A 21987-nucleotide genomic window follows, 5' to 3' on the forward strand; every position below is an offset into this window, starting at 1 on the left:
ATCCGGGTCCGGCCGGGTGTGAGGTGGATGGAGCTCCCTGACGGGTGAGCCGGCCCGGGTCAGGGGATCCGGGTCGGGCCGAGGGTGAACCGGTCCGGGGCAGGGGATCCGGGGCCGGCCGAGGATGAACCGGCCCAAGGCAAGGGATTCAGGTCCGGTCGAGGGTGAACCGGTCCGGGCTAGGAGATCCGGGTCCGGCCGAGGGTTAGCCAGCCGGGGACGGTGGTGTCCTGGCCGGCGTTGGCGAAGCGCAGCGGCAGGCCGCCGCGCAGCGGGTTGGCGGCCCGCAGCACCAGGGTGTAGTCGCCCTTCCGCAGGCCCCCGGCGGGCAGGGCGGCGTCGAGCTCGGCCGGCACGCCGGGCATGAGGGCGGTCAGTTTCCACGACGTCGTCCAGGTCCTCGCGATCCGGCCGTCGCGGCCGACCGCGGCCACCTGCACGGGCCAGTCGTAGGCGAACGGGGCGACGCCGTCGTTCTGGATCCGGACGGAGAGGTCGAGGCCGTGGCGCCGCTGGCCGGTCCGCACCGCGGTGGCCCGCAGCCGGTAGCCCAGCGACTTCGCGCCGGCCAGGGCCTTGTCGTAGGCGGCGCCGGTGTAGCCGGGGCTGAAGGCGTGGTGGTTGAGCAGCCAGGTGGCGTGGGTCTGGGCGACGCTTCCGGCGAAGTCCTTGTCCCCGTCGCCGGCGCAGTCCATCGGCGTGTTGAAGATGCAGCCCTGCAGCTCGGGCCGCAGCTCGCCGGCGACGGTGGAGGTCTTCCACTTGTCGGTGGTCCCAGCCTGCGCCATCAGGTCCATGAAGTGCCAGCCGGGCCCCGGCAGGGTGGAGTAGGCGAAGGAGTCGTCGTGATAGCCCATGTCCAGCGCCCTGTTGTCGGCGCCGGGATAGCGGACCATGAGCCTGGTCTCGTCGAAGGCCGCGTCGAAGGCGTTCAGGACCCTGACCTGCCCGGCCTGGGAGGCGAACCAGTTCTCCGTGCCGGGGTCGCCGTTGTGCGGCCAGGTGTGCCACTCGCCCCAGAAGCCCAGCAGGCCGAGCTGGACGAACCCCACCCGGGGGTCGCCGTCGTAGCGGCGGCCGAGCGCGGCGATGAACCGGTCGAGCGCGGCGGCCAGGTCCGGGTCGTCGTAGTCGGGTGAGACGCTCTGGCCGTTGTTGCCGAAGTCGTCGTAGGGGCGGGTCAGCAGGCCCTGGTCGAGCAGGAACTTCGGGACGCCGCTGGGCTTGCCCGGATAGTCGAGATAGAAGCGGAACGCCGCCTGGTGGCCGCGGGCGGCGATCGCGTCCAGCTGCTCCTCCAGGGCCCGCCAGTCGAACCGGCGGGGACCGGTCATCACCGCGTTCAGCGGCAGGTAGAACCACTCCATCGAGTGCGGGAACGTCGAGTAGTCGCCCGCGTAGGGGATGAAGCCCTGCAGCGGGTTGGCGTCCGGAGCCTCCGCCGCCGCCAGGGGCCGCCAGTCCGGCCGCGTGGCCGCGGCCGAGCCCGGGGCGGGCAGCGCCGCCGCGGTCGCGGCCAGTACGGTGACCAGCGCGATTCGGGCGAACCGGTTGATCGGGGGGTGGACCATCGAAGCCTCCACATGACGTTTGCCGAGGCATTTATGAGCTAGCCTTGACAAATTTTCGATGAGCCACATCATTATTCGAGAGAGCGAACAAGGCAAGAGGGAACTTTTTCCGACCCTCGGCCCCACCCCCCAGGAAGAGGCACCTCGATGATCAACAGGAAGCGGGCCGGCGCGGCCCTGCTGAGCGGGCTGCTGGCGGCCACCGCGCTCACCGCGTGCGGAGGCTCCGGGACCGGCGAGACCGGCGAGGCGGCGAAAGGCCAGGTCACGCTCGACTACTGGCTGTGGGACGACAAGCAGCAGGCCTCCTACCAGGCCTGCGCCGACGCCTTCCACGCCGCTAACCCGAACATCACCGTCAAGATCACTCAGACGGCCTGGGCGCAGTACTGGCAGAACCTGACCACGCAGCTGGCCGCCGGCGAGGCCCCGGACGTGTGGACCAACCAGGTCTCGTACTACCCGCAGTTCGTCTCCAGCCAGCAGATCCTCGACATCCAGCCCTACGTCGACGCCGACAAGGTCGACCTGGGCCAGTACCAGGAGGGGCTGGCCGACCTCTGGACCAAGGACGGCAAGCGGTACGGGCTGCCCAAGGACTGGGACACCGAGGCGATCGTCTACAACGGCGAGATGCTCGACAAGGCCGGGGTCAAGGCCGCCGACCTGGCCGACCTCACCTGGAACCCCGCCGACGGCGGCAGCTTCGAGCAGGTCATCGCCAAGCTCACCGTCGACGACAAGGGCCGCAACGGCCTGGACCCGGCCTTCGACAAGGACAACGTCGCGGTCTACGGATACCAGCCCGAGTGGAACGACGGCTCCCAGGGCCAGAACGGCTGGGGCGAGCTGGCCGCCGCCAACGGCTTCACCTACCTGGACAAGAACCCCTGGGGCACCAAGTTCAGGTACGACGACCCCAAGCTGATCGAGACCATCGGCTGGTACAAGGCGCTGACCGACAAGGGGTACGCCCCCCGCTTCGACAAGCAGTCCACGCTCGGCATCGACGCGGTGATGAACGCGGGCAAGGCCGCGCTGACGATCGCGGGGTCCTGGACCATCAACACCTACCTCGGCGACGACGCCAAGCAGAAGTTCGCGCTCGCCCCCCTGCCCGTCGGCCCGGTCGGCACCCGCAAGAGCGCCATCAACGGCCTGTCGGACGCGATCTGGGCGGGCACCGAGAACAAGGACGCCGCGTGGAAGTGGGTGAAGTACCTCGGGTCGGCCGACTGCCAGGACGTGGTCGGCGGCAACGCCGCGGTGTTCCCCGCGATCAAGACCTCGACCGAGAAGGCCCTCGCCGCCCACAAGGCCAAGGGTCGTGACGTGCAGGTCTACGTCGACTACACCAAGACCCCCGGCGGCACGTTCCTGCTGCCGATCACCGAACACGGCACCGAGGTCAGCCAGATCGTGCAGGACGCCCTGCAGTCGGTCATCCTCGGCCAGTCCGAACCCGCCGAGGCGCTGACGAAGGCCAACCAGCAGGTCAACGCCCTGTTCGGCTGACCGTCCCCCTCTCTGCCCCGTTCGGCGGGATCCACCCTGAGCGTCCCGCCGAACGGCCACCGCACCGCTGCTCGAAGGAGAACCATGCCCCTGCTCGTCGACCTGGCCGGCCGTACCCTCGCGGTCGAACTCACCGGTTCCGAACCCCCCGAGCCCGTCGGCGGCGGTCTGGTCCTGCCGCCAGGCCGGGTCGCGATCCTGCACGGTCTGGGCGACGCCCTGTTCTACCGCCACGGCCAGAACTCCTGGAGCCCGTGCGGGTGGCGGCGCCTCAGCGAGCCGCCGCTGCGGATCGCCAATCCCGTACGCCGCCTGACCGCCGACGACACCGTCTGGGACGACCCGGCCCGCCACCACTCCTCGGCCGTGGCCGCGGTGCAGGGCGCCGACGGCCAGGTGCTGCTGCTGGGCTCCCTCGGGCTGGGCACCCCCCGCCTGACCGCCGACCACGACACCCTCGCCGGCTGGTGCGAGGAGGACGGGGCCCCCTGGTTCCTCGCCTACGGTCCCGAGCGGGAGGTCTTCGCCCGCTACGCCGAGCAGCTGGCCGAGCGGCTGGGCAGCGGCGACCGGCGCGCCGGCAACGTGTGGTGCACGTGGTACGCCTACTACGAGGGCATCACCGAGCAGGTGCTGAACAAGGACATCGCGAGCCTGGCCGGCCTGCGCTTCGACGTCGCCCAGATCGACGACGGCTGGGAGCGGGCCGTCGGGGACTGGGAGCCCAACGAGAAGTTCCCCTCGGGCATGCGGGCCCTGGCCGAGCGGATCACCGCCGCCGGGATGAGCCCCGGCCTGTGGCTCGCGCCCTTCATCGTGCTGCCCACCTCGGACACGGCACGCGAGCACCCCGAGTTCCTGCTGCGCGACGCCGGCGGGGAGCCGGTCGTCGCGGGCCACAACTGGGGCACCGGTTACTGGGCGCTGGACCTCACCCACCCCGGCGTCCGGGAACACCTCACGCGGATGATCCACCGCGTGGTCCACGAGTGGGGCTTCACCTACCTCAAGATCGATTTCATCAACGCCGGCGCCGTTCCCGGCGTCCGCCACTCCGGGGCGCCCCGCGAGCAGGCCTACCGGGACGCGCTCGCCCTGATCAGGCGCGTCGCGGGGCCGGAGGTCTACCTGCTGGGCAGCGGAGGCCTCCTGCTGCCCTCGCTCGGGCTCGTCGACGGGATGCGCAGCGGCCCCGACGTCGCCCCGCTGTGGACCAACTACGCCACCGACGACCCCTCGGACGCGATGGCCTACAACGCCGTCGTCAACACGCTGCACCGGCTGTGGCAGTCGCCCCTCCTGGAGGTCGACCCCGACATCGTCTACTTCCGCAGCCGCCTCAACCTGCTCACCGAGACCCAGATGGGCTGGCTGCGCGACCTGGCCGCGATCTGCGGGTTCAAGGCCGTCTCCGACCCGCCGTCCTGGCTCAGCCCGGACGAGCTCGACCAGATGGCCGCCTATCTCGCCGAACGGCCCGAGATCGTCCAGGAAGGCCGGTACCGTTTCGCCATCGACGGTCGAGTCGTCGACTTCACCGCCGCGCTGAACCCGGGACAGCAGTATCCGATCTCGTGACGGGCCGCTAGAATTTCGCTTTAACAAAGCATAATTAGGGGGTAGTGGTGCCCGAGGCGGCCGGAGCCGACGTCAGCAAGCTCCGCGAACTCAACTCGCTCAGCATCGTCAGGGCGATGCGGGGGCAGCCGCCCGCCACGGTCACCGAGCTCGCCGCCCGCACGGGCCTGTCCCGGCCGGGCACCGACGTCGTGGTCCGCGGGCTCGTCACCGACGGGTGGGTGAAGATCGTCGAGCCCGACGGCAGCAGCGTCGGCCGCCCGGCCCGCCGCTACCACTTCAACGCCGACGCCGGGCACGTGCTCGGCGTCGACGTCGGCGGCCACAAGATACTCGTCCTGCTCGCCGACCTCGAAGGACGGGTGCTGCGCAGCCACCGGCTGCCGGTCGAGCCCGACGCCGACCCGGCCGCCCGCCTGGAGGCCGTCGACACCGCCATCTCCCAGTGCCTGGCGGCCGCCGGGATGCGGCCCGACCAGATCTGGGCGGTGACGGTCGGGGTGACCGGCCCCGTCGACGCGACCGGCCGCACCACGCTGTTCACCCCGCTGCCCGGCTGGGCGAGCGTCTCGCCCTCCGAGCACCTCGCCGCCCGGTTCACCTGCCCGATCCTCGTCGAGAACGACTGCAAGCTCGCCGCCGTCGCCGAACGCTGGCAGGGCGCCGCCCAGGACGCCGACGACATCGTCTACCTGCTGGCGGGCATGCGAATCGGCGCGGGCCTCATCATCGACGGCACCCTGCGGCGTGGCTACGGGGGAGCGGCCGGCGAGATCGGCGCGCTCAAGACGCTCCGCTGGCTGTCGGCTCCCTCCCGCCTCGAGAACTGTCCCGGGGTGCCCGGAGACATCCACCCGAACGACAAGGCCGCCTGGGTCTTCGAACGCGCCCGCGAGGGCGACCGCGACGCCAGGACCGCGCTGCGCCGCTACGTCAAGGACCTGGCCGTCGGGGCCGCGGCCCTCGTGCTCACCCTCGACCCGCAGGTCGTCATCCTGGGCGGCGGCTACTCCCGTTCGGCCGACCTGCTCATCGACCCCCTGGAGCAGGAGCTGGGCCGCCTGTGCCTGCGCGTCCCGGAGATCAGGGCCTCCGACCTCGGCGCCGACAGCGTCGCCCTCGGCGCCCTGCGCGTCGCCCTGGACCAGGTCGACGCGCGCCTGTTCACCGACGGGATGCCCGCCCCCCTCACCCTGCACGCCTGAGAGCCCCGTCGGCGGCCCGCGACGGCTCGCGACGGTCTCCTAGTCGGCCCGCGCCGCGCTCTCCGCTTCCGGCCGGTGCGCGTGCCGGTCCTGCCGTGCGCGAAGCACGGCCCGCAGCAGTGAACGCAGCAGCCGCGCCGCGGTGTCGGCGGACATCTCGCCGGGGGTGTTCACGATCTGGGCGGCGAGCCCGTCGACGAACGTGTGCAGGAGCGCCGCCCAGAACTCGACCTGCTCGTCGGGGTGCGGGAGCCTGGCCCGCTCGGGCTCGCGGGCCGACTCGTATCCGTACAGGGCGGCGACGCACTGGCGGTGCAGCGCCCGCTGGTCGTTCCACGTCACCGAGCCTCCCGCGGGAGGGTGATGGCGTTCCCATTCCACGATCGCCGACCACAGCGCGTACTCCTCGCGCCGCTCGTCGTCGAGCGGGAGCATCTCCTCCACGATCGTGGCGATCCGCTCGATCGGCGACCCCTGGGCGCGGAGCCGCTGGACGCGCGGGACGACCCGCCGGCGGAGGGTGTCGGTGGTGGCCTGGACGACGTAGGCCTGCAGCTCGTACTGGTTGCCGAAATAGTGCCGCAGGGAGCCGGTGGACCAGCCGGCCTCGGCGGCGACCCCGCGGACGGTCACACCGGCGAGACCCTCGCGCAGGATCACCCGGATGGCGGCCTCGCCCAGCTCGGCCCGTCGCTGGTCATGATCAACAAGTCGAGGCACGTTCCCATGCTAACACGGGTGTGTTACTTTAACTGACACGGGCGTATTATTACGGTTCGCCGACTCCTGGAGGGGGACAGGTTTGTCGATCCAGACCATCGGGGCGGTGCTCGGACTGGCCCTGCTCGACACCCTGAGCCCCACCGTGATCGGGGTGACCCTCTACCTGCTGCTGGCCGGGCCGCGCCGCGTGGGCGTGCTGCTGGGGGTGTATCTCGGCTCGGTCGCGATCGCCTACTTCGCCCTGGGAGTCCTGCTCATGCTCGGCCTGGGCGCCGTCGTGCCGGTCGTCGACGACACCGTGTGGGCCTGGGGGCAGGCCGCCCTCGGGGTGGCGCTCTTCGTGGGCAGCTACTTCATCCCCGACAAGGACCCCGAACGCGCGCGCGTCCAGGCCAGGTCCTTCACCGTACGGGCCATGCTGCTGCTGGGGCTGGGGACCTGGCTGTTCGAGTTCGCCACCGCCGTGCCGTACTTCGCCGCGATCGGCGTCATGACCTCGGCCGGCCTGCCCGCCGCCCAGTGGTCGCCGCTGCTCGGCGTGTACGTGACCATCATGGTGCTCCCGGGCCTCGTGCTCCTCGCCGCCTGGGCCGCCCTGGGGGAGCGGACGCGCGACCGGTTCGAACGGTGGCGCGCCACGCTCTCCTCGGGATCCCGCTCGACGCTGCGCTGGATCGTCGCGATAGCGGGGGTCCTGATCCTCCTGGACGCGGCGCCGGACCAGATCGCCATCACGGCGAGCCCGGGCTGCCCGGACGCGCCGACGGTGTGATCACCGGCGCCGGGTGGCGCGTACGACGACGTCGTGCGGGGGGACCGCCCGGCCCTCGCGGCCGGTGAGCGTGCGCAGGTGCTCCTCGGCGGTGACGATCTCCCGTCGCGCGCCGTTCAGGCGCGCGGTGATGGCCTCGGGGGTGACCGATGCCTCGGCGGGGGGATGGTGGCGCCCGCGCCCATGCTCGTGCCCGGGCTCGTGGCCATACCGGTGGCCATGCCCGTGGCCGTGCTCGTGGCCGTCGTACACCACCCGGTCAGCGGCTTCCGCCGGCGTCGGCCTTCGAGGCGATCCGCGGGTACAGCACGCTCGGATCCGCGGACAGGGCCGCCTTGACCCGGACGGTGTCCTCGTCGGCGAGGATCTCGATCGCACCGGCCTCCAGCCCGTCCAGCGCGGTGCGCACGACGTCGGCGGGGTCGTTCTTCTCCACGTCGTAGGCCGCCAGCATGTCGGTGTCGGTGCTGCCCACGTGCAGGCCCGTGACCGTGGTCCCCTGACGCGCGAGTTCCAGGCGGACGCCGTTGGTCAGGCCCCACTCGGCCGCCTTCGCCGCGCTGTAGGCACTCGCCCCCTCGTGGGACATCCACGACAGCAGCGACATGACATTCAAGATCGCCCCGCCGCCGTTGCGGGCCAGCACGGGGGCGAACGCCCGGACCATGTTGAGCGTGCCGAAGTAGTGCGTCTCCATCTCCAGCCGGATCTTCTCCAGCTCCCCGGTGACCAGGCCCTGGAAGGTGGCGACACCGGCGTTGTTGATCAACAGGGTGACGTCGCCCGCGGCGGCCGCGGCGGCGGCGACCGCCGCCGGGTCGGTGATGTCGAGCCGGAGCACCTCCGCGCCGGGGACGTCGACGAGCTCGGGCGTACGCGCGGTCGCGTAGACCTTCGCCGCGCCCCGCCGCAGCAGCTGCCGCGCGAAGTGCAGGCCGAGGCCGCGGTTGGCGCCGGTGACGAGCGCGACGGAATCGGCGATCTGCATGGTTGCCTCCTGATGGGCCTGAGTCGTTCCTGTCCAGGTCGGTCGAGGGCTACGCTAAAACCTCACGTTGACGTCAGAGGCAAGCATTATGACCGAGGCCACAGGGAGGTGCCCATGCGTATCGGCGAACTGGCCGCCAAGACGGGCGTGAGCGTGCGGGCCCTGCGTTACTACGAGGAACACAAGTTGCTGGCCCCGGTGCGCGGCCCCAGCGGGCAGCGGCGGTACGCGCGCGAGGCGGTCGGCCGCGTCCGGCTGATCCAGCAGCTGTACGCCGCGGGGCTGCCGAGCAGGACGATCGTGGAACTGCTGCCGTGCGTCGAGACCGGCGAGGTGACCCCCGCGCTGCTCGACCGGCTCTCTGCCGAGCGGGACCGCGTCGACGAGCGGATCGGCGGCCTGCCGAACACCCGCGAACGGCTTGAGCGCCTCATCACCACGGCGACCCGGACCAGGGACGAGGGCACCCGCCGCCCCGGCTGGGTGTGCCCCGCACCTTCCTGAACCGCACGGTGCCTGCCCGGAGCACCCGGCGACAGTGGCTCACAACCGGCGCGCAAGCCCGCCCGGCTACTCCTGGGGGCGTGCGAAGAAGAGAAGAAGGAACGACCACCGTCCCCGGTGCCCCCGGTGCCCCGGCCGTCGCGGGCGGCGGCGGGCCGTCGTCGGGGACGCTTTCGTGAGCCGCCACACCGGCGGCGGGGAGCCACACGATCCGGCCCTGTCGGGCGTCCCGGTCGACGCCGGGTCGCTGGCCGAGCTGGTGCGCGACCGCTACACCGGTGACCGCGGGCTCCGGCAGATCCGCGACCTGGCCGCCCTGCTGGCCGGGAAGCGGCCGGTCCACCGGTTGCTGCCGCTGCTGGAACGCCTCCCGGACGAGCCCGGCATGTGGGCGGAGCTGGTCGCCTGCCTGACGCAGGAGCTGGTGGTGCGCGGCGTCAACCTGACCCGGGTGCCCGCGGCGGCGCGCTGCGCGGCCGCGCTGCGCGAGCTGGACCACCCCCTCGCGGGACTGCCCCTCAAACGCTCCAGGGGAGAACGCCTCGTGCGCCCCTCCGACTTCCCGTGGCGGGACCGCGGCGAGCTCCACGTTCCGCGACCCCCGCTTTCCCGGAACCGGGAAGGAACCCGGCCGGCGAATGCGTCGGCGGGCGAGCCCAGGATCGTGAGCACGAGGCGGGACGAGCTGCTCATCGCCTCCGCCGTCCGGCACTGGAGCAGCCCCTCGCCGGCGGCGGTCATCGAACTTCCCCGGCCTCTCGACCCCCGGGAGGTGGCGTCGCCACGGGTGAACGCGTTCCTGCCGGACGCCCTCACGACCGTGGGCGCGCTGAACGGACGTCGGGAAAGCCTGGGCGACGTGGTGGGCGAGCTGTTCACCGCGGCCTACTGCGACGCCGTCTTCCAGGCGGGATCGCGCGGTGGGTACGGCAGGGTGAAGGCGTGGCGGTCGATCGCGGGCCTGACAGGGGCCCCCGCCGACGCGCCCCTGCACCGGGTCAACGAGCTCGCCGCCCGATGGACGTGGCTGGCGTTCGGGCTCACCCGGTGGGAACCGTACTGGGTGGACCGGGAGATCGCGATCGGCGCGCTCAGCCCGGAAGGGAACGTGCTCGGGCTGCTGGTCTCCCACGACACCGACTGACCCCTCGCGACCGGCCCGCGGCCGCGTACGGGCACAGGCGGATCCCCCGTGTACGGACGAACGCCGACCCCGGCGGGCGCGCCGCGAACGTCAGCTCCGAGGGCCCAGTCCCGCCACGGCCAGCCGGAACAGCCGGTCCGCCGAGGCTGCGGGGTCGGGGTGGTGCTCGGTGGCGAGGACGATGCCGACGACCAGCGTGATCAGGTCGGTGACGGTGACGCCCGCCGCCACCGCGCCGTCCCGCACGGCACGGCGCAGCAGGGGGTCTCCCGCCTCCTCCATCATCGCCGAGCAGCTGTTCTCGTACACCGAACCGGGCCCGGCCCCCTCGTGGACCAGCGTCTCCGCCAGCCCGCGGGCGGAGACGGAGTAGGCGACGACGTCGCCCAGCCACTCCAGGAGCGCGCTGCGGCTGTCGCCTTCGCCGGCCAGGTCCCGGGCTCGGGCGCACAGGGCCTCGATCCTGCTGTGGGAGACCGCCTCCAGCAGCGCGCGGCGGCCGGGGAAGTGCCGGCGCACGGTCGCCGAGCCGACCCCCGCGGTGCGGGCGATCCGTTCCAGGGAGGCCGCGCCGCCGTGGGCGGCGACCTCCCTCTCGGCCACGGCGAGGATCCGCGCGCGGTTACGCCGGGCGTCCGCGCGCTGAGGTCCGGGCATGGCGTCACCTCCGTGTTTGCTAAGTGGCGGGCCCCGCCGTATCGTACCGCAGAAGAAACGGCGGGCCCCGCCGTTTGCTGGGCCAGTATCCGAGGCCAGTACCCGAGGAGCATCATGTCCGCAGATTCCGCACCCGTTCTGGTCACCGGCGCCACCGGCAGGCAGGGCGGGGCGACCGCCCGCGCCCTGCTCGCGGCGGGCGTCCCCGTCCGGGCGCTGGTGCGCGACCCGGCCACCGACCGGGCCAGGGCCGTCGAGGCGCTCGGCGTCGAGATCGTCACCGGCGATCTCCACGACCGCGACTCGGTGATCCGGGCCGCCGAGGGGGCCCGCGCCGTCTTCTCCGTGCAGATGCCCGCCATCACCCCGGAGGGCTTCGACTACGACGGGGAGGTGACCCAGGGCGTCAACCTCATCGAGGGCGCGAGGGCCGCCGGGGTGCCGCAGTTCGTGCACACGTCCGTCACCGGCGCCGGCGGGCACACCGAGACCCCCGGCTGGGCCGAAGGCCGCTGGACCTCGCTGGAGCGCACCATGGGCGCCAAGAGCGCGATCCAGGACCGGCTCCGCACGGCGGGCTTCCCCCACTGGACGCTTCTGAAGCCGGGCTTCTTCATGGAGAACTTCCTGCCGTCCATGGCGTTCCTGTTCCCGCGCGGCGTCGAGGGCGGCCTGGTGAGCGTCCTGAAGCCCGGCACCCGGCTGTCCCTCGTCGCGACGGAGGACATCGGCGCGGCGGCCGCCGCGGCCGTCCTCGCGCCGGAGCGCTTCGACGGGGTCGAGCTGGAGCTGGCGAGCGACCACCTGTCGATGGCGGAGATCGCCGAGGTCCTCTCCCGGGTGCTGGGCACGCCCCTGTCCGCCCCGGACATGACCGAGCAGGAGGCCGTCGCCGCGGGGATGCCGCCGATGGGCGCCTCGCACGAGTGGATGAACGTGGCCGGCCAGCCGGCCCGCCCGGAGTACGCGAGGGCCCTCGGCCTCCCGCTCACCACCTTCGAGGAGTGGGCGCGAGAGCACATGCGGGCCACCGCCTGACAGGGCCTCGCCCGTGGCCGGTCACGGTGACGGGCCACGGCCTGACAGGGCCTCGCCCGTGGCCGGTCACGGTGACGGACCACGGCCTGACAGGGCTTCGCCCGTGGCCGGTCACGGTGACGGACCACGGCCTGACAGGGCTTCGCCCGTGGCCGGTCACGGTGACGGGCCACGGGCGTCCGCTCAGCCCACCAGCACGATCTTTCCGCGGGCGTGGCGGCTCTCGCTCAGCTCGTGCGCGGCCGCGGCCTCGGCGAGCGGGAACGCCGCCGCGACCGGCACCCGCAGCCGGCCCTCCCCGGCGAGCGTGACCGCGATCGCGAGACCGTGCAGCGCCAGCGGGTCGGCGAAGGCTCCCACGGCCTCGCCCGTGGCGTCGGCCGGCGCCCCGGGCGACATGTGCACGCCGTGGGCCGCCGCGCCGAGGTCGGCGATCGTCACCACGCGCGCCGCGTCGCCGGCGACGGCGACGAGGTCCGCCAGCGCCCCTCCCGCGCAGTCGAACACCGCGTCCACCCCAGCCGGTGCCAGCGCGCGGACCCGTTCGGCGAGCCCCGGCCCGTACGTCGTCGGCAGCGCGCCGAGGGAACGCAGGAAGTCGTGGTTGTGCTCGCTCGCCGTGCCGATGACCGTGGCGCCTCGGGCGGCCGCGAGCTGGACGGCGATGGTGCCCACCCCGCCGGCCGCGCCCTGCACGAGCACGGTGTGCCCGGCGCCGACCGCGAGCCGGTCCAGGACCCGGGTGGCCGTCTCGGCGCCGCCCGCGGCGCCGCCGGCCTCCTCCCAGCTCCACGCGGCCGGTTTGGGCGCCCAGGCGGCGAGGACCGCGAAGTCGGCGTTGGCGCCGCGCGCGGCCGTGGTGGTCATGCCGAACACCTCGTCGCCGACCTCCACGCCCTCGACGCCGTCGCCGACCTCGTCCACCACGCCCGCGGCGTCGAACCCCGTCCGGTACGGGAACGTCAGGGGCACCACGTCACGCATCTCCCCGGAGCGGATGCGTACCTCCCCGGGCGAGACCCCGGAGGCCCGTACGGCGACGCGGATCCTGCCCGGTCCGGCGTGCGGCGCCTCCACCTCGGCGAGGTGCACGACGCCGGGCGGGCCGTACTCGGTGAACTGGACTGCTCTCATGCGCCGACCGTAACGGAGCACCCCGTCCGTTTGGCTAAAGTGAGAGCGGTGACGGCCCAAGTGGTAACGAGGCTCCGCTCGGACGCCCGCGACAACCGCGAGCGCATCCTCGCCGCCGCTCGCACGGCCTTCGCCGCCGAGGGCCTGGAGGTGCCGATCCGGGAGATCGCCCGGCGCGCCGAGGTCGGTGTCGCGACCGTCTACAGGCGCTTCCAGACCAAGGAGGCGCTGCTGGCCGAGGCCTTCGCCGAGCAGATGGCCTCCTGCTCGGCGATCGTGGAGGAGGGGCTGGCGGCGAGCGACCCGTGGAGCGGCTTCCGCCTGGTGATCGAGAGGCTCATGGAGGTGCACGCCCTCGACCGGGGTTTCGCCCGCGCGTTCACCTCGCACCTTCCCCGGGCGGCCGGCTTCGCCGCCGACCGCGACCGCACGCTGCGCATGATGTTCGAGCTGGTGCGGCGCGCGAAGGAGGCGGGCTCCCTGCGCGGGGACTTCGTGCTGGAGGACATCAGCCTGGCGCTGATGGCCAACGAGGGCATCCGCGCCGAGTCACCCGGGATGAGGGTGGCGGCGTCACGCCGTTTCGCGGCCCTGATGATCCAGTCGTTCCAGGCGAACCCCGTCCCGGCACCGCTCCCGCCGGCCGTCCGGCTTCCCCTCTCCAGGGGGTAGGGCTCGCCTGGCAGGACGGCGGGGCCGTCCGCCGCGACCGGCGCCGGCCTCGGTCAGGTGCCGGCGTCGAGCACGTCCCTGAGGGACGCCTCCAGGATGTCCAGGCCGGTGTGCAGCTCGTCCTCCCCGATCGTGAGGGGCGGGGCCACGCGGAAGATGCCGCCCATGCCGGGGAGCTGGACGATGTTCATGTGCAGGCCCCGTTCGAGGCAGGCCGAGGTGATCGCCTTGCCCAGCGCGTCGGCGGGCGTCCTGCTCTTCTTGTCCTTGACGAGTTCGACGCCCTGGAGCAGGCCGCGGCCGCGGACGTCGCCGACGACCTCGTAGGTGTCGCGAAGCGCCAGCAGCCGGTCGGCGAGCTGGCCGCCCAGCCTCGCGGCACGCTCGGTGAGGTTCTCGCGGGCGATGACGTCGAGGACGGTCAGCGCGACGGAGGCGGCCAGGGGGTCGGAGACGTGGGTGGTGTAGAAGAGGAACCCCCGGTCGTGACAGGTCTGTTCGATCTCGGCGGTCGTGACGACGGCCGCCACGGGAAGCCCGGCCCCCAGGGTCTTCGACAGGGTCAGGATGTCGGGGACGACCCCGTCGCGTTCGAACGCGTACATCGCCCCGGTGCGGCCGAGACCGGTCTGGGCCTCGTCCAGGATGAGCAGCATGCCGCGTTCGTCGCACATCTCCCTGAGACGGCGCAGATACCCCGGTGGCAGGTCGATGATCCCGCCCGAGGACAGGATGGGCTCGACGAGGCAGGCGGCGAGGCTTCCGGCGGACTGCTGGTCGACCAGGGCGAAGCCGTAGGCGAGCTCGGCCTCCCAGTCGTGTGAGCCGTCGGAGGACCGGAACGGTGAGCGGTAGGCGTTCGGCGAGGGCAGCGCGAGGTTTCCCGGCGTCTGGGGGCCGTAGCCGCGCCGCCCGGCGGAGAAGGTCGCGGCGGCGGCTCCCTGGGTCATGCCGTGCCAGGAGCGGTCGAAGGAGACGATCTCGAAGCGGCCGGTGGAGAGCTTGGCCATCTTGATCGCGGCCTCGTTCGCCTCGGCCCCGGTGGTGAGCAGCAGCATCTTGCCGAGCGCCGGGGGCAGGGTCGCGGTGAGCCTGCGGGCGAGTTCGAGTACGGGGGTGCTGAGCATGCCGCTGAAGAGGTGGTCCAGGGAGGCGACCGCCGAGGAGACCGTCGCCACGATGTCGGGGTGCGCGTGGCCGAGGATGGAGCTCATCTGCCCCGAGGTGAAGTCGAGGATCGGCGTGCCCTGGCGGTCGTAGACGTAGGCGCCGGAGGCGCGTTCGATGACGCGCGGGGTGAAGCCGGCTCCGTAGCGGACCAGGAGGCGGTCTGCCTCGTCCCAGAATGTCGTGTCCATCGCCAACCTCTCTCACCGTGCCCGGGACGACGTGGGATGTCGTGCCCGATGTCATCTTCGGTCGGCGGAACCTCTCGTAACAAGCAAACAAATGTGCTTCATCGTTCGGTGTTGCCTTACTTTGGGGGTCATGCTTAACCCGCAACGTCTCGCGATCCTGCGCGCGGTCCTGGCAGCCGGCTCGATCAACAAGGCGGCGCGGAACCTCGGTTACTCTCCCGCGACGATCAGCCAGCACATGGCCACCCTGGCCAGGGAGACCGGGCTGGTCCTCTTCGAGAAGCAGGGGCGCGGCATCAGCCCCACCGACGCCGCGCGGCACCTGGCGGACCAGGCCCAGTCGCTGCTCGCCGACTTCGGGCGTCTCGAACGCGTCGTCGCCGACCTCCGGGGCGGTCAGGCGCAGTATCTGGCGATCGCCTGTTTCGCCTCCGCGGCCGAGCGGTGGATCCCGGAGGTCGTGCGGACCGTTCGCCGGCACCAGCCGAACCTCACGGTCGAGGTCAGCCTCAACGAGCCCGTCGACGGGCGCGGTCGCCGGCGGCCGGACCTCGACATCCGGACCGAGCCCGCCAACGGGGCCGAGGTGCACCTCGACGGCTACCAGCGTCACGAGCTGCTCGTCGAGGAGCTCGTCGCGGTGCTTCCCGGTGACCACCCTCTCGCCGGTGCCCGCGAGCTCGCCCTGCGGGAGCTCGAAGGCGAGCCGTGGATCGATCACGACATCTACGACAGCCCGATCGGGCGGATCATCCTGACGGCCTGCGGGGCCGCCGGGTTCGCGCCGCGTTACGCCGCCCGTCTGGACGACCACCGGGCGGCGCTGCGGCTGGTGGAGGCGGGGGTCGGCGTCACCGTCCTGCCGCGCCTGGCCGTCGCGGAGCTGCCCGGCGGGGTCGTCGCCAGGCCGGTGGTCCGCCCCGCCGTGCTGCGGCGCATCGTCGTCCACGCCCGCCGGGACCGGCGCCGCGGCGACCTCGTCGCCCGCGCGGTGGCACGGCTTCGCGACTGCGCCCGCGCCGGTGAGGCGGGACCCGCGTAGCGCTTCCCGGCCTTGCGCGGTGGCGCGGCTTCGCGACCGCGCCGGTGAAGGAGAACCCGCGTAGCGCTCCCTGGCCCCGGGCGGTAGCGCACGGCTTCGCGACCGAGTCCGCGCCGGTGAGGCGGGACCCGTGCAGCGCTTCCCGGCCCCGCGCGGTGGCGGCCGCCTGCTTGGGGTGGACGCTCTCGACGCCGGGCGGGGCTCAGGGGGCCGAGGCGCGGGTGTGGATCAGCGCCTCGACGCCGTCCAGGATCCGGGCCAGGCCGAACGTGTAGTCCAGGTGCCGGTCCTGCGGCGGGGTGTCCCGTGGATAGTCGTAGGCGCCCGCGTCGATCGCCGCGCGCAGGGCCGGGAAGCGCCGCGCGTCCACCAGGTCGCCGAGCAGCGCGTTGTGGGCGGCGACGGGCTCCCGGTGGGCGCTCCGGCCCAGGTCGGCGGCCAGGCGCGCGGTGGCGTGCATGTAGTTGGCGACCAGCAGCACGACACCCGCCTTGTCGGCCTCGGTGAGCCCGGTGCCGCGCAGCGCGGCCAGGGCGCGGTCGGTCCACGCGAGCTGGTTGGGGGTGATCGGCGGCCCGGTGATCGGCAGGCGCACGATCCAGGTGTGGGCTCGCAGCATCTCCCACTGGGCCCGGCACCAGCGCTCCAGGGCGCTCCGCCAGCCGTCGCGGGGCTCGTCGAGCTCGGCCGGCACCGTCGCGACCGCGTCCAGCATCATCAGGAGCAGCTCGTTCTTGCTCGTGATGTGGCGGTACAGCGACATCGGGGTGAAGCCGAGACGCTCGGCGACCTTGGCCATCGACACGGCGTCGAGGCCCTCGGCGTCGGCCGCCTCCACCGCCGCCCGGACGATGCGAGAGGGGCTCAGGCCAGGTCTGGGCCGGGGTTCCGGCTCCGGGCCGTCCGGCCGGTCCCACAGGGCCCGGAGCCCGGGTGGCAGCTCGCCGTTCATCGTCTTCCCCTGGCACTCGATCGGTGACTTGCGGTCCCCATGAGTATATGCCATAGACTCGGTATATGGCATATACAGCGATGGTCGCCGGCGGCGGTATCTCGGGGATGTCGAGCGCGCTCGCCCTGCACCGCGCGGGAATCGAGGCGGTGGTCTACGAGGCCTACGACCGCCCGGCCGACAACGCGGGCGCGTTCCTCACGCTGGCGGTGAACGCCCTGGGCGCCCTGCGCGCGCTCGGTCTCGACGTCAGCGGGCTCGGCTTCGAAACCTCGCACATCACGCTCACCAGCGGTTCCGGCAGGCGGATCGGCGAGCTGCCGCACGGCCCGGTCCTGCCGGACGGCACGGTCGGGCGCACCGTCAAGCGGGCCGAGCTCTACCGCGCGCTCCGTGAACAGGTCGCCCGGCGCGGGGTGCGCATCGAGTACGGCAAGCGGCTGGCCCACGCCCGCGGCACCGGCGGGGGCGTTCTGGCGACGTTCGCCGACGGCGGCACCGCCGAGGGGGACCTGCTGATCGGCGCCGACGGGCTGCGCTCGCGCGTACGCGAGATCATCGACCCGGGCGCGCCCGCCGCGCGCTACGGCGGGCTGGTCAACGTGGGCGGCTACGCGCGGGGCGTCGCGATCGGCGGCCGGCCGGGCACGATGAACGCGATCTTCGGCAGGCGCGCGTTCTTCGCCTGCGCCGCGCACCCGGACGGTGAGGTGTGGTGGGCGGCGAACCTGATGCGGGCCACCGAGCCGACCCCCGCCGAACTGGCGTCGATCGGCGAGCACCGGTGGCGGGCCGAGCTCGTCGAGGCGTTCCGGCGTGACCGCGGCCCGGCCCTGGCCCTCGTCGAGGCGACGGATCGGCTCTCCACCGGCTGGGTCACCTACGACGTCCCCCCGGTGCCGAGATGGCACCGCGACCGCATGATCATCATCGGTGACGCGGCGCACGCCACCGTCCCGTCGGCCGGCCAGGGCGCGGCCATGGCCGTCGAGGACGCCGTGGTGCTGGCCAAATGCCTGCGCGACGGCCCGGACGTCGCCTCCGCCTTCGCCGCGTACGAGCGGCTGCGCCGGGAACGGGTCGAACGCGTCGTGGCGCAGGGCAGGCGCACCGACACCTGGAAGACGCTCGGTCCCGTCGCCCGCATCCCGCGCGACCTCGTCATGACCCTCGCCATGAGGCACCTGGCCCGCACCGGCCGCGACCCCAGCCGATGGATCTACGAGCACCACCTCGACTGGGACGAGCCGGCCGGGTCCTCCCGCTGAGCGCCCGCGTTAGGCCTGGGCGCCCGTGTCGAGCCCGAGTGTCCGTGTCGAGTCTGAGTGTCCGCGTCGGGCCTGGGCGTCCGTGTCGGGCCGGCGTCGCGACGGGGGCCGGGTCATCGGCGGGCGAGGATCTCCTCCACCGCGTCGGCCGCCGCCGGAGTCCCGCCCGCGTCGGCCATCTCCTGCCGCATCCACGCCAGCCGTTCGCGAACGCGCTCGTCGCCCGCCACCTCCTCCACGGCCCGCCACAGCGTCTTGGGAGTGATCTCGCCCGGCGCCAGCACCGCGCCGAGGCCCAGCTCGGCGACGCGGTCGGCGTTGGCCCGCTGCTCGGCCATCTGCGGCACGGCCACCATCGGCACCTGGAAGTGCAGGCTCTCCATCGTGCTGCCCATCCCGGCGTGCGTGACGAAGACCCGCGCGTGCCGCAGCACGGCCAGCTGCGGCGCGTGCCGGTGCACCTCCACGTTGGGCGGCACCGGCCCCAGCGTCTTCCGGTCCAGCTCGCCCACGGCCAGCACGACCTGCCAGGGCCGGTCCGCCGCCGCGCGCAGCACGGTGCGGTAGAAGTCGGGCCGGTCGTTGTAGGCGGTGCCCAGCGAGACCAGTGCCACCGGGAGGTTGCCGGAGGGTTCCCAGCCGCCCTGGTAGGCGCGCTCGGAGAGGCCGGGGCCGACGAAGGCGTACCGGTCGGTGAAGGTCTCGCCGGCGTACTGGAAGGCGCGTGGCAGCGTCACCAGCCTGAGCGTGGCCCCGTCGCCCCGCATGAACGCCTGCATGTCGCGAGTCCCCTCCGCCCGCAGGAAGCGGCCCAGCCGGACGGCCATGAGCAGGAAGCGCGGGTTCAGCGGGTTGAACGTCGTGTACTTGGTGGCCATCGACCAGTGGGCGTTGCTGACCAGGTTGGGCCAGGTCTCCACCGAGGGCACCCGCCACCGCCCGGCCAGGACCCGGCCCCACCAGCACATCGGCCCGTCGTGGACCACCAGGTCGGGCGGTGGGCCCTCGCCCAGCTGCGAGAGCATCGCCCTGGTCTCGTCGAGCAGCAGGCCCATGGCGCGGGCGAACTCCCCGCCGTGCATCTGTGGCACCTTGACGTCGTCGCGTCCCTCCCAGGTGGAGGTGACCGGGACGATCTCGGCGCCGGTCTCGGCGACGCGCTCGGCGTACGCCGTCGTGGTGGCGTAGGTGACCCGGTGGCCGCGTCGCACGAGTTCGGCGGCGAGGGCGAGCGTGGGGTTGACGTGTCCGGAGGCGGCGGGGGCGAAGAACGCAACGGTTGCCATACCGCTGTATTATAATACGCGGGTATGGAAAAGGGGAGAGCATGCCGAAGAAGGTCGATCACGACGAGCGGCGCCGGCACATCGCCGAGGCCGTGCTGCGCATCGCGGGCCGCCACGGGCTGGACCGCGCCACGCTGCGCGACATCGCCGTCGAGGCGGGCATCTCGCTCGGAGCCGTGCAGCACTACTTCCGCAGCAAGGAGGAGCTGCTCCGGCACGTGATCGGCTACACCGGCGAGCAGGTCACCGCGCGGATCGTGGCCGGGCTCGGCGACCTCGGCGCCGCCGTCTCCGAGCGGTCCTTCCTGCAGGTGATGATCGCCGAGATGCTGCCGCTGGACGCCCGCCGCCGGGCCGAGCGCCGCGTCCTCCAGGCGTTCGCCGCCCGCGCCGTGGACGCCCCCCACCTGACCGAACCCCTGAAGGAGGGATATCTCTGGCTGCACGACCAGGTCGCCGAGCTGATCGGCCGCTCCCAGCGGGCCGGGGAGCTGCGGCCCGAGCTGGACGCCGAACGGGAGTCGATCACACTGCTCGCCATGGTCGAGGGCCTGGCCTTCGACATCCTGCTCGGCGTGCGCGACCCCGACCAGGCCATGGCGAGCGTGCGTTACCACCTGGACCGGCTGGCGGTCCGATAGGCCTCCGGGGCCGGTGAGAGTGCGTTACCGCCTGGACCGGCCGCCCGACAGCTTCCCGGCCCGGCGGCCGGCGCGCCGCGGGACTCGCGGGCCTGGGTCTCACCGCCCCTCCTCCGTCGTACCGGGGCCTGGGAGTCTTCCTGGCCGTGCTCGGCCCGGGCATCGGCGTCTCCATGACCCTGTCCACCGACGCCGTGGTCACCGCGGTTCCCCGGGCCCGCGCGGGAAGGCCCTCCGGGGCGGTCACAGGCCCGCTCTGCCCATGGGGTTGTCCTTCCAGCGGTCGACGGCGCGGACGTAGCCGTGCACGGTGGGGGAGGTGGGCTTCCAGCGGCCCTGCTCGGCGATCTTGCCGGTGGGCACGTTCGCGTCGGCGAGGGTGGTGGCGCCTCCGGCGCGCAGGCCGTGCGCGCTGTAGCGTCCGGCGTCGGCCAGGCCGGCGCGCAGGGCGGCGTCCTTGACGATGGTGTTCAGCGTGACGCCCGACAGGCGCAGGCCACCGCGACCGGCCCAGCCGGGGGTGCCGCCGATGCGGCCGAAGCGGTCGACGGGCCGCAGCAGCGCCCCGGTGGTGATGCCGTGCTCGCGCAGCACGGTCAGCCAGGCCTGCACCGAGCGGACCGGACAGGTGTCCAGGTGCGAGCCGTAGGGGACCGCGACGGTCTGCCCGGCGGCGTCCTGGTCGGTCTTGCTGACGGGGATGAACACCTCCAGGCCCTGGCGCGGGAAGGTGAGGTGCTCGCAGTCGAGGGCGGCGAGCTCGCTGCGCCGGCCCATCAGCGCGAAGCCGAGCACCAGCGCGGCCCGGTCCCGGATGCCGGTGGGGGTGTCGTCGGGGGTGTGCTCGACGAGGACGCGCAGGATCTCGACCGTGATCGGCGGGGCCTTGCGTACCGCGTTACCAGGTCTGGTGCTCCAGTCGCGGCGGTAGGCGCGCAACGCGTCGCGGGCGGCGCCGGTGTGCGGCCTGGCCAGGCCCGCCTTGCCGTGCGCGGACGACACGCAGGCCAGCGCCTGGTCGATGCTGGCCGGGGCCAGGCCGCGACCGGCCAGCTCGGCGACGAAGCTGGCCAGGGTCGCGGCGGTGGCCGGCAGCGGGGTGCGGCCGGTGGCGGTGCACCAGGACAGGTATCCGGCCCAGACGCGGGCGTAGGCGCGGGTGGTGTTGGCCGCCGGAGCCGCCGCGATCAGCCGCGCCGCCTCCTCGGTCACGTACTCGTCGGCCGAGCTCCGACCGCCGGCGAACGTCACCCCGTCCAGGACGACCGCGTCGCCCACGGGCGCCGCGCCCCCGGCCGGAGCGCGCCGGGCGAGCGCGGTCCCGGGTTCACCGGTCGGGCCGGGCTCACCGGGGGAGCCGGATTTACCGGACGAGCCGGATTCACCGGGGGAGCCGGGTTCACGGAACGAGCCGGGTTCACCGGGCGAGCCCGCCCCGGCGGTGACACCGGCGGTGACACCGGCGGCGGCGAGGCTCGGCGTCGTGCCGTCGGCGTCGTCCGTATGAGCCCGCGGCGAGATGTCAGCACTGTCCATCTGCGCATTCTGCATGATCGGCCGGGTGCCGTCATCGGCGTGGTTCCCGGAGGACACGGCGTCGATCCCGGCGGGCGGCGCGGCCTCGCCATGACCCCGTCATGACATTTCTTGGGTGAACGTATGACACGGCGTCACTGGCGGCACCACGAAAACGCTGAGAATAATAGACATACTGTGCTATTCGCTCCCGGAAAGTCACCCATGGACACCGAAGCCCCGCGCGTCCCGCCGACGGTCACCGCGACCGCCTTTCCCCGCCGCCTCGTGCCGGTGTCCTGCCCGGCGGCCTGGAGTCGCGGTCGGGGAACAAGCGGTGACCGACGGTGACGGCCCTCGTCGTGGCGGGCGCTCCGACGGCTCCACGGCCGGGGGAGGAACGGCCGGGCGAGGACCGGTGAGG

At 73.0% G+C, this 21987-nt stretch carries 21 protein-coding genes; 11 read left to right on the top strand and 10 right to left on the bottom strand.

Features of this window, described 5'->3' with window-relative positions; translation table 11 throughout:
* Positions 1 to 179 precede the first annotated feature (179 nt).
* Complete coding sequence (locus ACFYWM_RS42010) at positions 180 to 1571, bottom strand: DUF4832 domain-containing protein (RefSeq protein ID WP_389926615.1); 1392 nt, start codon at positions 1569 to 1571, stop codon at positions 180 to 182.
* A gap of 147 nt (positions 1572 to 1718) precedes the next feature.
* On the opposite strand from ACFYWM_RS42010, the gene ACFYWM_RS42015 reads away from it, so the two are divergent.
* The 3 genes from ACFYWM_RS42015 to ACFYWM_RS42025 all read left to right on the top strand — a co-directional run bounded on the left by ACFYWM_RS42015 (position 1719) and on the right by ACFYWM_RS42025 (position 5869).
* On the top strand, positions 1719 to 3086 hold the full coding sequence (locus ACFYWM_RS42015) for an ABC transporter substrate-binding protein (protein ID WP_389926618.1): 1368 nt from the start codon (positions 1719 to 1721) through the stop codon (positions 3084 to 3086).
* An 84-nt stretch (positions 3087 to 3170) separates the two neighbouring features.
* Positions 3171 to 4664, top strand: a complete 1494-nt coding sequence (locus ACFYWM_RS42020; RefSeq protein WP_389926621.1) for a glycoside hydrolase family 36 protein — start codon at positions 3171 to 3173, stop codon at positions 4662 to 4664.
* Between the two features lie 47 nt (positions 4665 to 4711).
* Entirely contained in the window at positions 4712 to 5869 is a 1158-nt protein-coding gene (locus ACFYWM_RS42025) for an ROK family protein (RefSeq protein WP_389926624.1), read from the top strand.
* 39 nt (positions 5870 to 5908) lie between these two features.
* Here the strand turns inward: ACFYWM_RS42025 and ACFYWM_RS42030 are convergent, their stop codons facing one another.
* Complete coding sequence (locus tag ACFYWM_RS42030) at positions 5909 to 6589, bottom strand: TetR/AcrR family transcriptional regulator (protein WP_389926627.1); 681 nt, start codon at positions 6587 to 6589, stop codon at positions 5909 to 5911.
* Positions 6590 to 6671: 82 nt separating this feature from the next.
* On the opposite strand from ACFYWM_RS42030, the gene ACFYWM_RS42035 reads away from it, so the two are divergent.
* Entirely contained in the window at positions 6672 to 7364 is a 693-nt protein-coding gene (locus ACFYWM_RS42035; RefSeq protein ID WP_389926630.1) for a GAP family protein, read from the top strand.
* Here ACFYWM_RS42035 and ACFYWM_RS42040 read toward each other — a convergent pair whose 3' ends face one another.
* Together ACFYWM_RS42040 and ACFYWM_RS42045 are read right to left on the bottom strand one after the other, a co-directional pair.
* Positions 7365 to 7619 carry a hypothetical protein gene (locus ACFYWM_RS42040; RefSeq protein ID WP_389926632.1) on the bottom strand — a complete coding sequence of 85 codons (255 nt, stop codon included), beginning with the start codon at positions 7617 to 7619 and terminating at the stop codon, positions 7365 to 7367. It abuts the gene before it with no gap.
* 4 nt (positions 7620 to 7623) lie between these two features.
* On the bottom strand, positions 7624 to 8352 hold the full coding sequence (locus ACFYWM_RS42045; protein ID WP_389926635.1) for an SDR family oxidoreductase: 729 nt from the start codon (positions 8350 to 8352) through the stop codon (positions 7624 to 7626).
* Positions 8353 to 8466: 114 nt separating this feature from the next.
* Between ACFYWM_RS42045 and ACFYWM_RS42050 the strand changes: the two genes are divergently transcribed.
* Both ACFYWM_RS42050 and ACFYWM_RS42055 read left to right on the top strand, forming a co-directional pair.
* Positions 8467 to 8856: a MerR family transcriptional regulator gene (locus ACFYWM_RS42050; protein ID WP_389926638.1), complete on the top strand. Its 390-nt coding sequence runs from the start codon at positions 8467 to 8469 to the stop codon at positions 8854 to 8856.
* A gap of 175 nt (positions 8857 to 9031) precedes the next feature.
* Positions 9032 to 10000, top strand: a complete 969-nt coding sequence (locus ACFYWM_RS42055) for a DUF6183 family protein (protein WP_389926640.1) — start codon at positions 9032 to 9034, stop codon at positions 9998 to 10000.
* A gap of 90 nt (positions 10001 to 10090) precedes the next feature.
* Here ACFYWM_RS42055 and ACFYWM_RS42060 read toward each other — a convergent pair whose 3' ends face one another.
* On the bottom strand, positions 10091 to 10657 hold the full coding sequence (locus ACFYWM_RS42060) for a TetR/AcrR family transcriptional regulator (protein ID WP_389926643.1): 567 nt from the start codon (positions 10655 to 10657) through the stop codon (positions 10091 to 10093).
* A gap of 114 nt (positions 10658 to 10771) precedes the next feature.
* On the opposite strand from ACFYWM_RS42060, the gene ACFYWM_RS42065 reads away from it, so the two are divergent.
* Positions 10772 to 11695 carry an NmrA family NAD(P)-binding protein gene (locus ACFYWM_RS42065; RefSeq protein WP_389926646.1) on the top strand — a complete coding sequence of 308 codons (924 nt, stop codon included), beginning with the start codon at positions 10772 to 10774 and terminating at the stop codon, positions 11693 to 11695.
* Between the two features lie 183 nt (positions 11696 to 11878).
* On the opposite strand, the gene ACFYWM_RS42070 is transcribed toward ACFYWM_RS42065, so the two are convergent.
* A complete protein-coding gene (locus tag ACFYWM_RS42070; protein WP_389926648.1) occupies positions 11879 to 12829 on the bottom strand; it encodes an NADP-dependent oxidoreductase in 951 nt (316 codons plus the stop codon).
* 48 nt (positions 12830 to 12877) lie between these two features.
* Here ACFYWM_RS42070 and ACFYWM_RS42075 point away from each other — a divergent pair, with 48 nt between their 5' ends.
* The gene (locus tag ACFYWM_RS42075) at positions 12878 to 13501 is read left to right on the top strand and encodes a TetR/AcrR family transcriptional regulator (protein ID WP_389926650.1); all 624 of its coding nucleotides are present in this window, start codon (positions 12878 to 12880) and stop codon (positions 13499 to 13501) included.
* Between the two features lie 53 nt (positions 13502 to 13554).
* On the opposite strand, the gene ACFYWM_RS42080 is transcribed toward ACFYWM_RS42075, so the two are convergent.
* Positions 13555 to 14859, bottom strand: coding sequence for an aspartate aminotransferase family protein (locus ACFYWM_RS42080; protein ID WP_389926653.1), 1305 nt, complete (start codon positions 14857 to 14859; stop codon positions 13555 to 13557).
* A 130-nt stretch (positions 14860 to 14989) separates the two neighbouring features.
* On the opposite strand from ACFYWM_RS42080, the gene ACFYWM_RS42085 reads away from it, so the two are divergent.
* Positions 14990 to 15901 (top strand): LysR family transcriptional regulator, encoded by a 912-nt coding sequence (locus tag ACFYWM_RS42085; RefSeq protein WP_389926655.1) that lies wholly within the window; start codon positions 14990 to 14992, stop codon positions 15899 to 15901.
* Between the two features lie 202 nt (positions 15902 to 16103).
* Here ACFYWM_RS42085 and ACFYWM_RS42090 read toward each other — a convergent pair whose 3' ends face one another.
* Positions 16104 to 16907: a TetR/AcrR family transcriptional regulator gene (locus tag ACFYWM_RS42090; RefSeq protein ID WP_389926658.1), complete on the bottom strand. Its 804-nt coding sequence runs from the start codon at positions 16905 to 16907 to the stop codon at positions 16104 to 16106.
* 11 nt (positions 16908 to 16918) lie between these two features.
* Between ACFYWM_RS42090 and ACFYWM_RS42095 the strand changes: the two genes are divergently transcribed.
* Complete coding sequence (locus ACFYWM_RS42095) at positions 16919 to 18121, top strand: FAD-dependent monooxygenase (protein WP_389926661.1); 1203 nt, start codon at positions 16919 to 16921, stop codon at positions 18119 to 18121.
* 113 nt (positions 18122 to 18234) lie between these two features.
* On the opposite strand, the gene ACFYWM_RS42100 is transcribed toward ACFYWM_RS42095, so the two are convergent.
* Positions 18235 to 19407, bottom strand: a complete 1173-nt coding sequence (locus ACFYWM_RS42100; RefSeq protein WP_389926664.1) for a macrolide family glycosyltransferase — start codon at positions 19405 to 19407, stop codon at positions 18235 to 18237.
* A 41-nt stretch (positions 19408 to 19448) separates the two neighbouring features.
* Between ACFYWM_RS42100 and ACFYWM_RS42105 the strand changes: the two genes are divergently transcribed.
* A complete protein-coding gene (locus ACFYWM_RS42105) occupies positions 19449 to 20048 on the top strand; it encodes a TetR/AcrR family transcriptional regulator (RefSeq protein ID WP_389926667.1) in 600 nt (199 codons plus the stop codon).
* 243 nt (positions 20049 to 20291) lie between these two features.
* On the opposite strand, the gene ACFYWM_RS42110 is transcribed toward ACFYWM_RS42105, so the two are convergent.
* Entirely contained in the window at positions 20292 to 21584 is a 1293-nt protein-coding gene (locus ACFYWM_RS42110; RefSeq protein ID WP_389926671.1) for a site-specific integrase, read from the bottom strand.
* Positions 21585 to 21987: the final 403 nt, after the last annotated feature.

Source organism: Streptosporangium sp. NPDC002721 (assembly GCF_042888905.1).
Classification (GTDB): Bacteria; Actinomycetota; Actinomycetes; order Streptosporangiales; family Streptosporangiaceae; genus Streptosporangium.

Coding starts and splice junctions, on each gene's coding strand:
- ACFYWM_RS42010 (WP_389926615.1), bottom strand. CDS start 1,571: ATGGTCCACCCCCCGATCAACCGGTTCGCCCGAATCGCGCTGGTCACC.
- ACFYWM_RS42015 (WP_389926618.1), top strand. CDS start 1,719: ATGATCAACAGGAAGCGGGCCGGCGCGGCCCTGCTGAGCGGGCTGCTG.
- ACFYWM_RS42020 (WP_389926621.1), top strand. CDS start 3,171: ATGCCCCTGCTCGTCGACCTGGCCGGCCGTACCCTCGCGGTCGAACTC.
- ACFYWM_RS42045 (WP_389926635.1), bottom strand. CDS start 8,352: ATGCAGATCGCCGATTCCGTCGCGCTCGTCACCGGCGCCAACCGCGGC.
- ACFYWM_RS42050 (WP_389926638.1), top strand. CDS start 8,467: ATGCGTATCGGCGAACTGGCCGCCAAGACGGGCGTGAGCGTGCGGGCC.
- ACFYWM_RS42060 (WP_389926643.1), bottom strand. CDS start 10,657: ATGCCCGGACCTCAGCGCGCGGACGCCCGGCGTAACCGCGCGCGGATC.
- ACFYWM_RS42065 (WP_389926646.1), top strand. CDS start 10,772: ATGTCCGCAGATTCCGCACCCGTTCTGGTCACCGGCGCCACCGGCAGG.
- ACFYWM_RS42070 (WP_389926648.1), bottom strand. CDS start 12,829: ATGAGAGCAGTCCAGTTCACCGAGTACGGCCCGCCCGGCGTCGTGCAC.
- ACFYWM_RS42080 (WP_389926653.1), bottom strand. CDS start 14,859: ATGGACACGACATTCTGGGACGAGGCAGACCGCCTCCTGGTCCGCTAC.
- ACFYWM_RS42085 (WP_389926655.1), top strand. CDS start 14,990: ATGCTTAACCCGCAACGTCTCGCGATCCTGCGCGCGGTCCTGGCAGCC.
- ACFYWM_RS42090 (WP_389926658.1), bottom strand. CDS start 16,907: ATGGCATATACTCATGGGGACCGCAAGTCACCGATCGAGTGCCAGGGG.
- ACFYWM_RS42095 (WP_389926661.1), top strand. CDS start 16,919: ATGGCATATACAGCGATGGTCGCCGGCGGCGGTATCTCGGGGATGTCG.
- ACFYWM_RS42100 (WP_389926664.1), bottom strand. CDS start 19,407: ATGGCAACCGTTGCGTTCTTCGCCCCCGCCGCCTCCGGACACGTCAAC.
- ACFYWM_RS42105 (WP_389926667.1), top strand. CDS start 19,449: ATGCCGAAGAAGGTCGATCACGACGAGCGGCGCCGGCACATCGCCGAG.
- ACFYWM_RS42110 (WP_389926671.1), bottom strand. CDS start 21,584: ATGGACAGTGCTGACATCTCGCCGCGGGCTCATACGGACGACGCCGAC.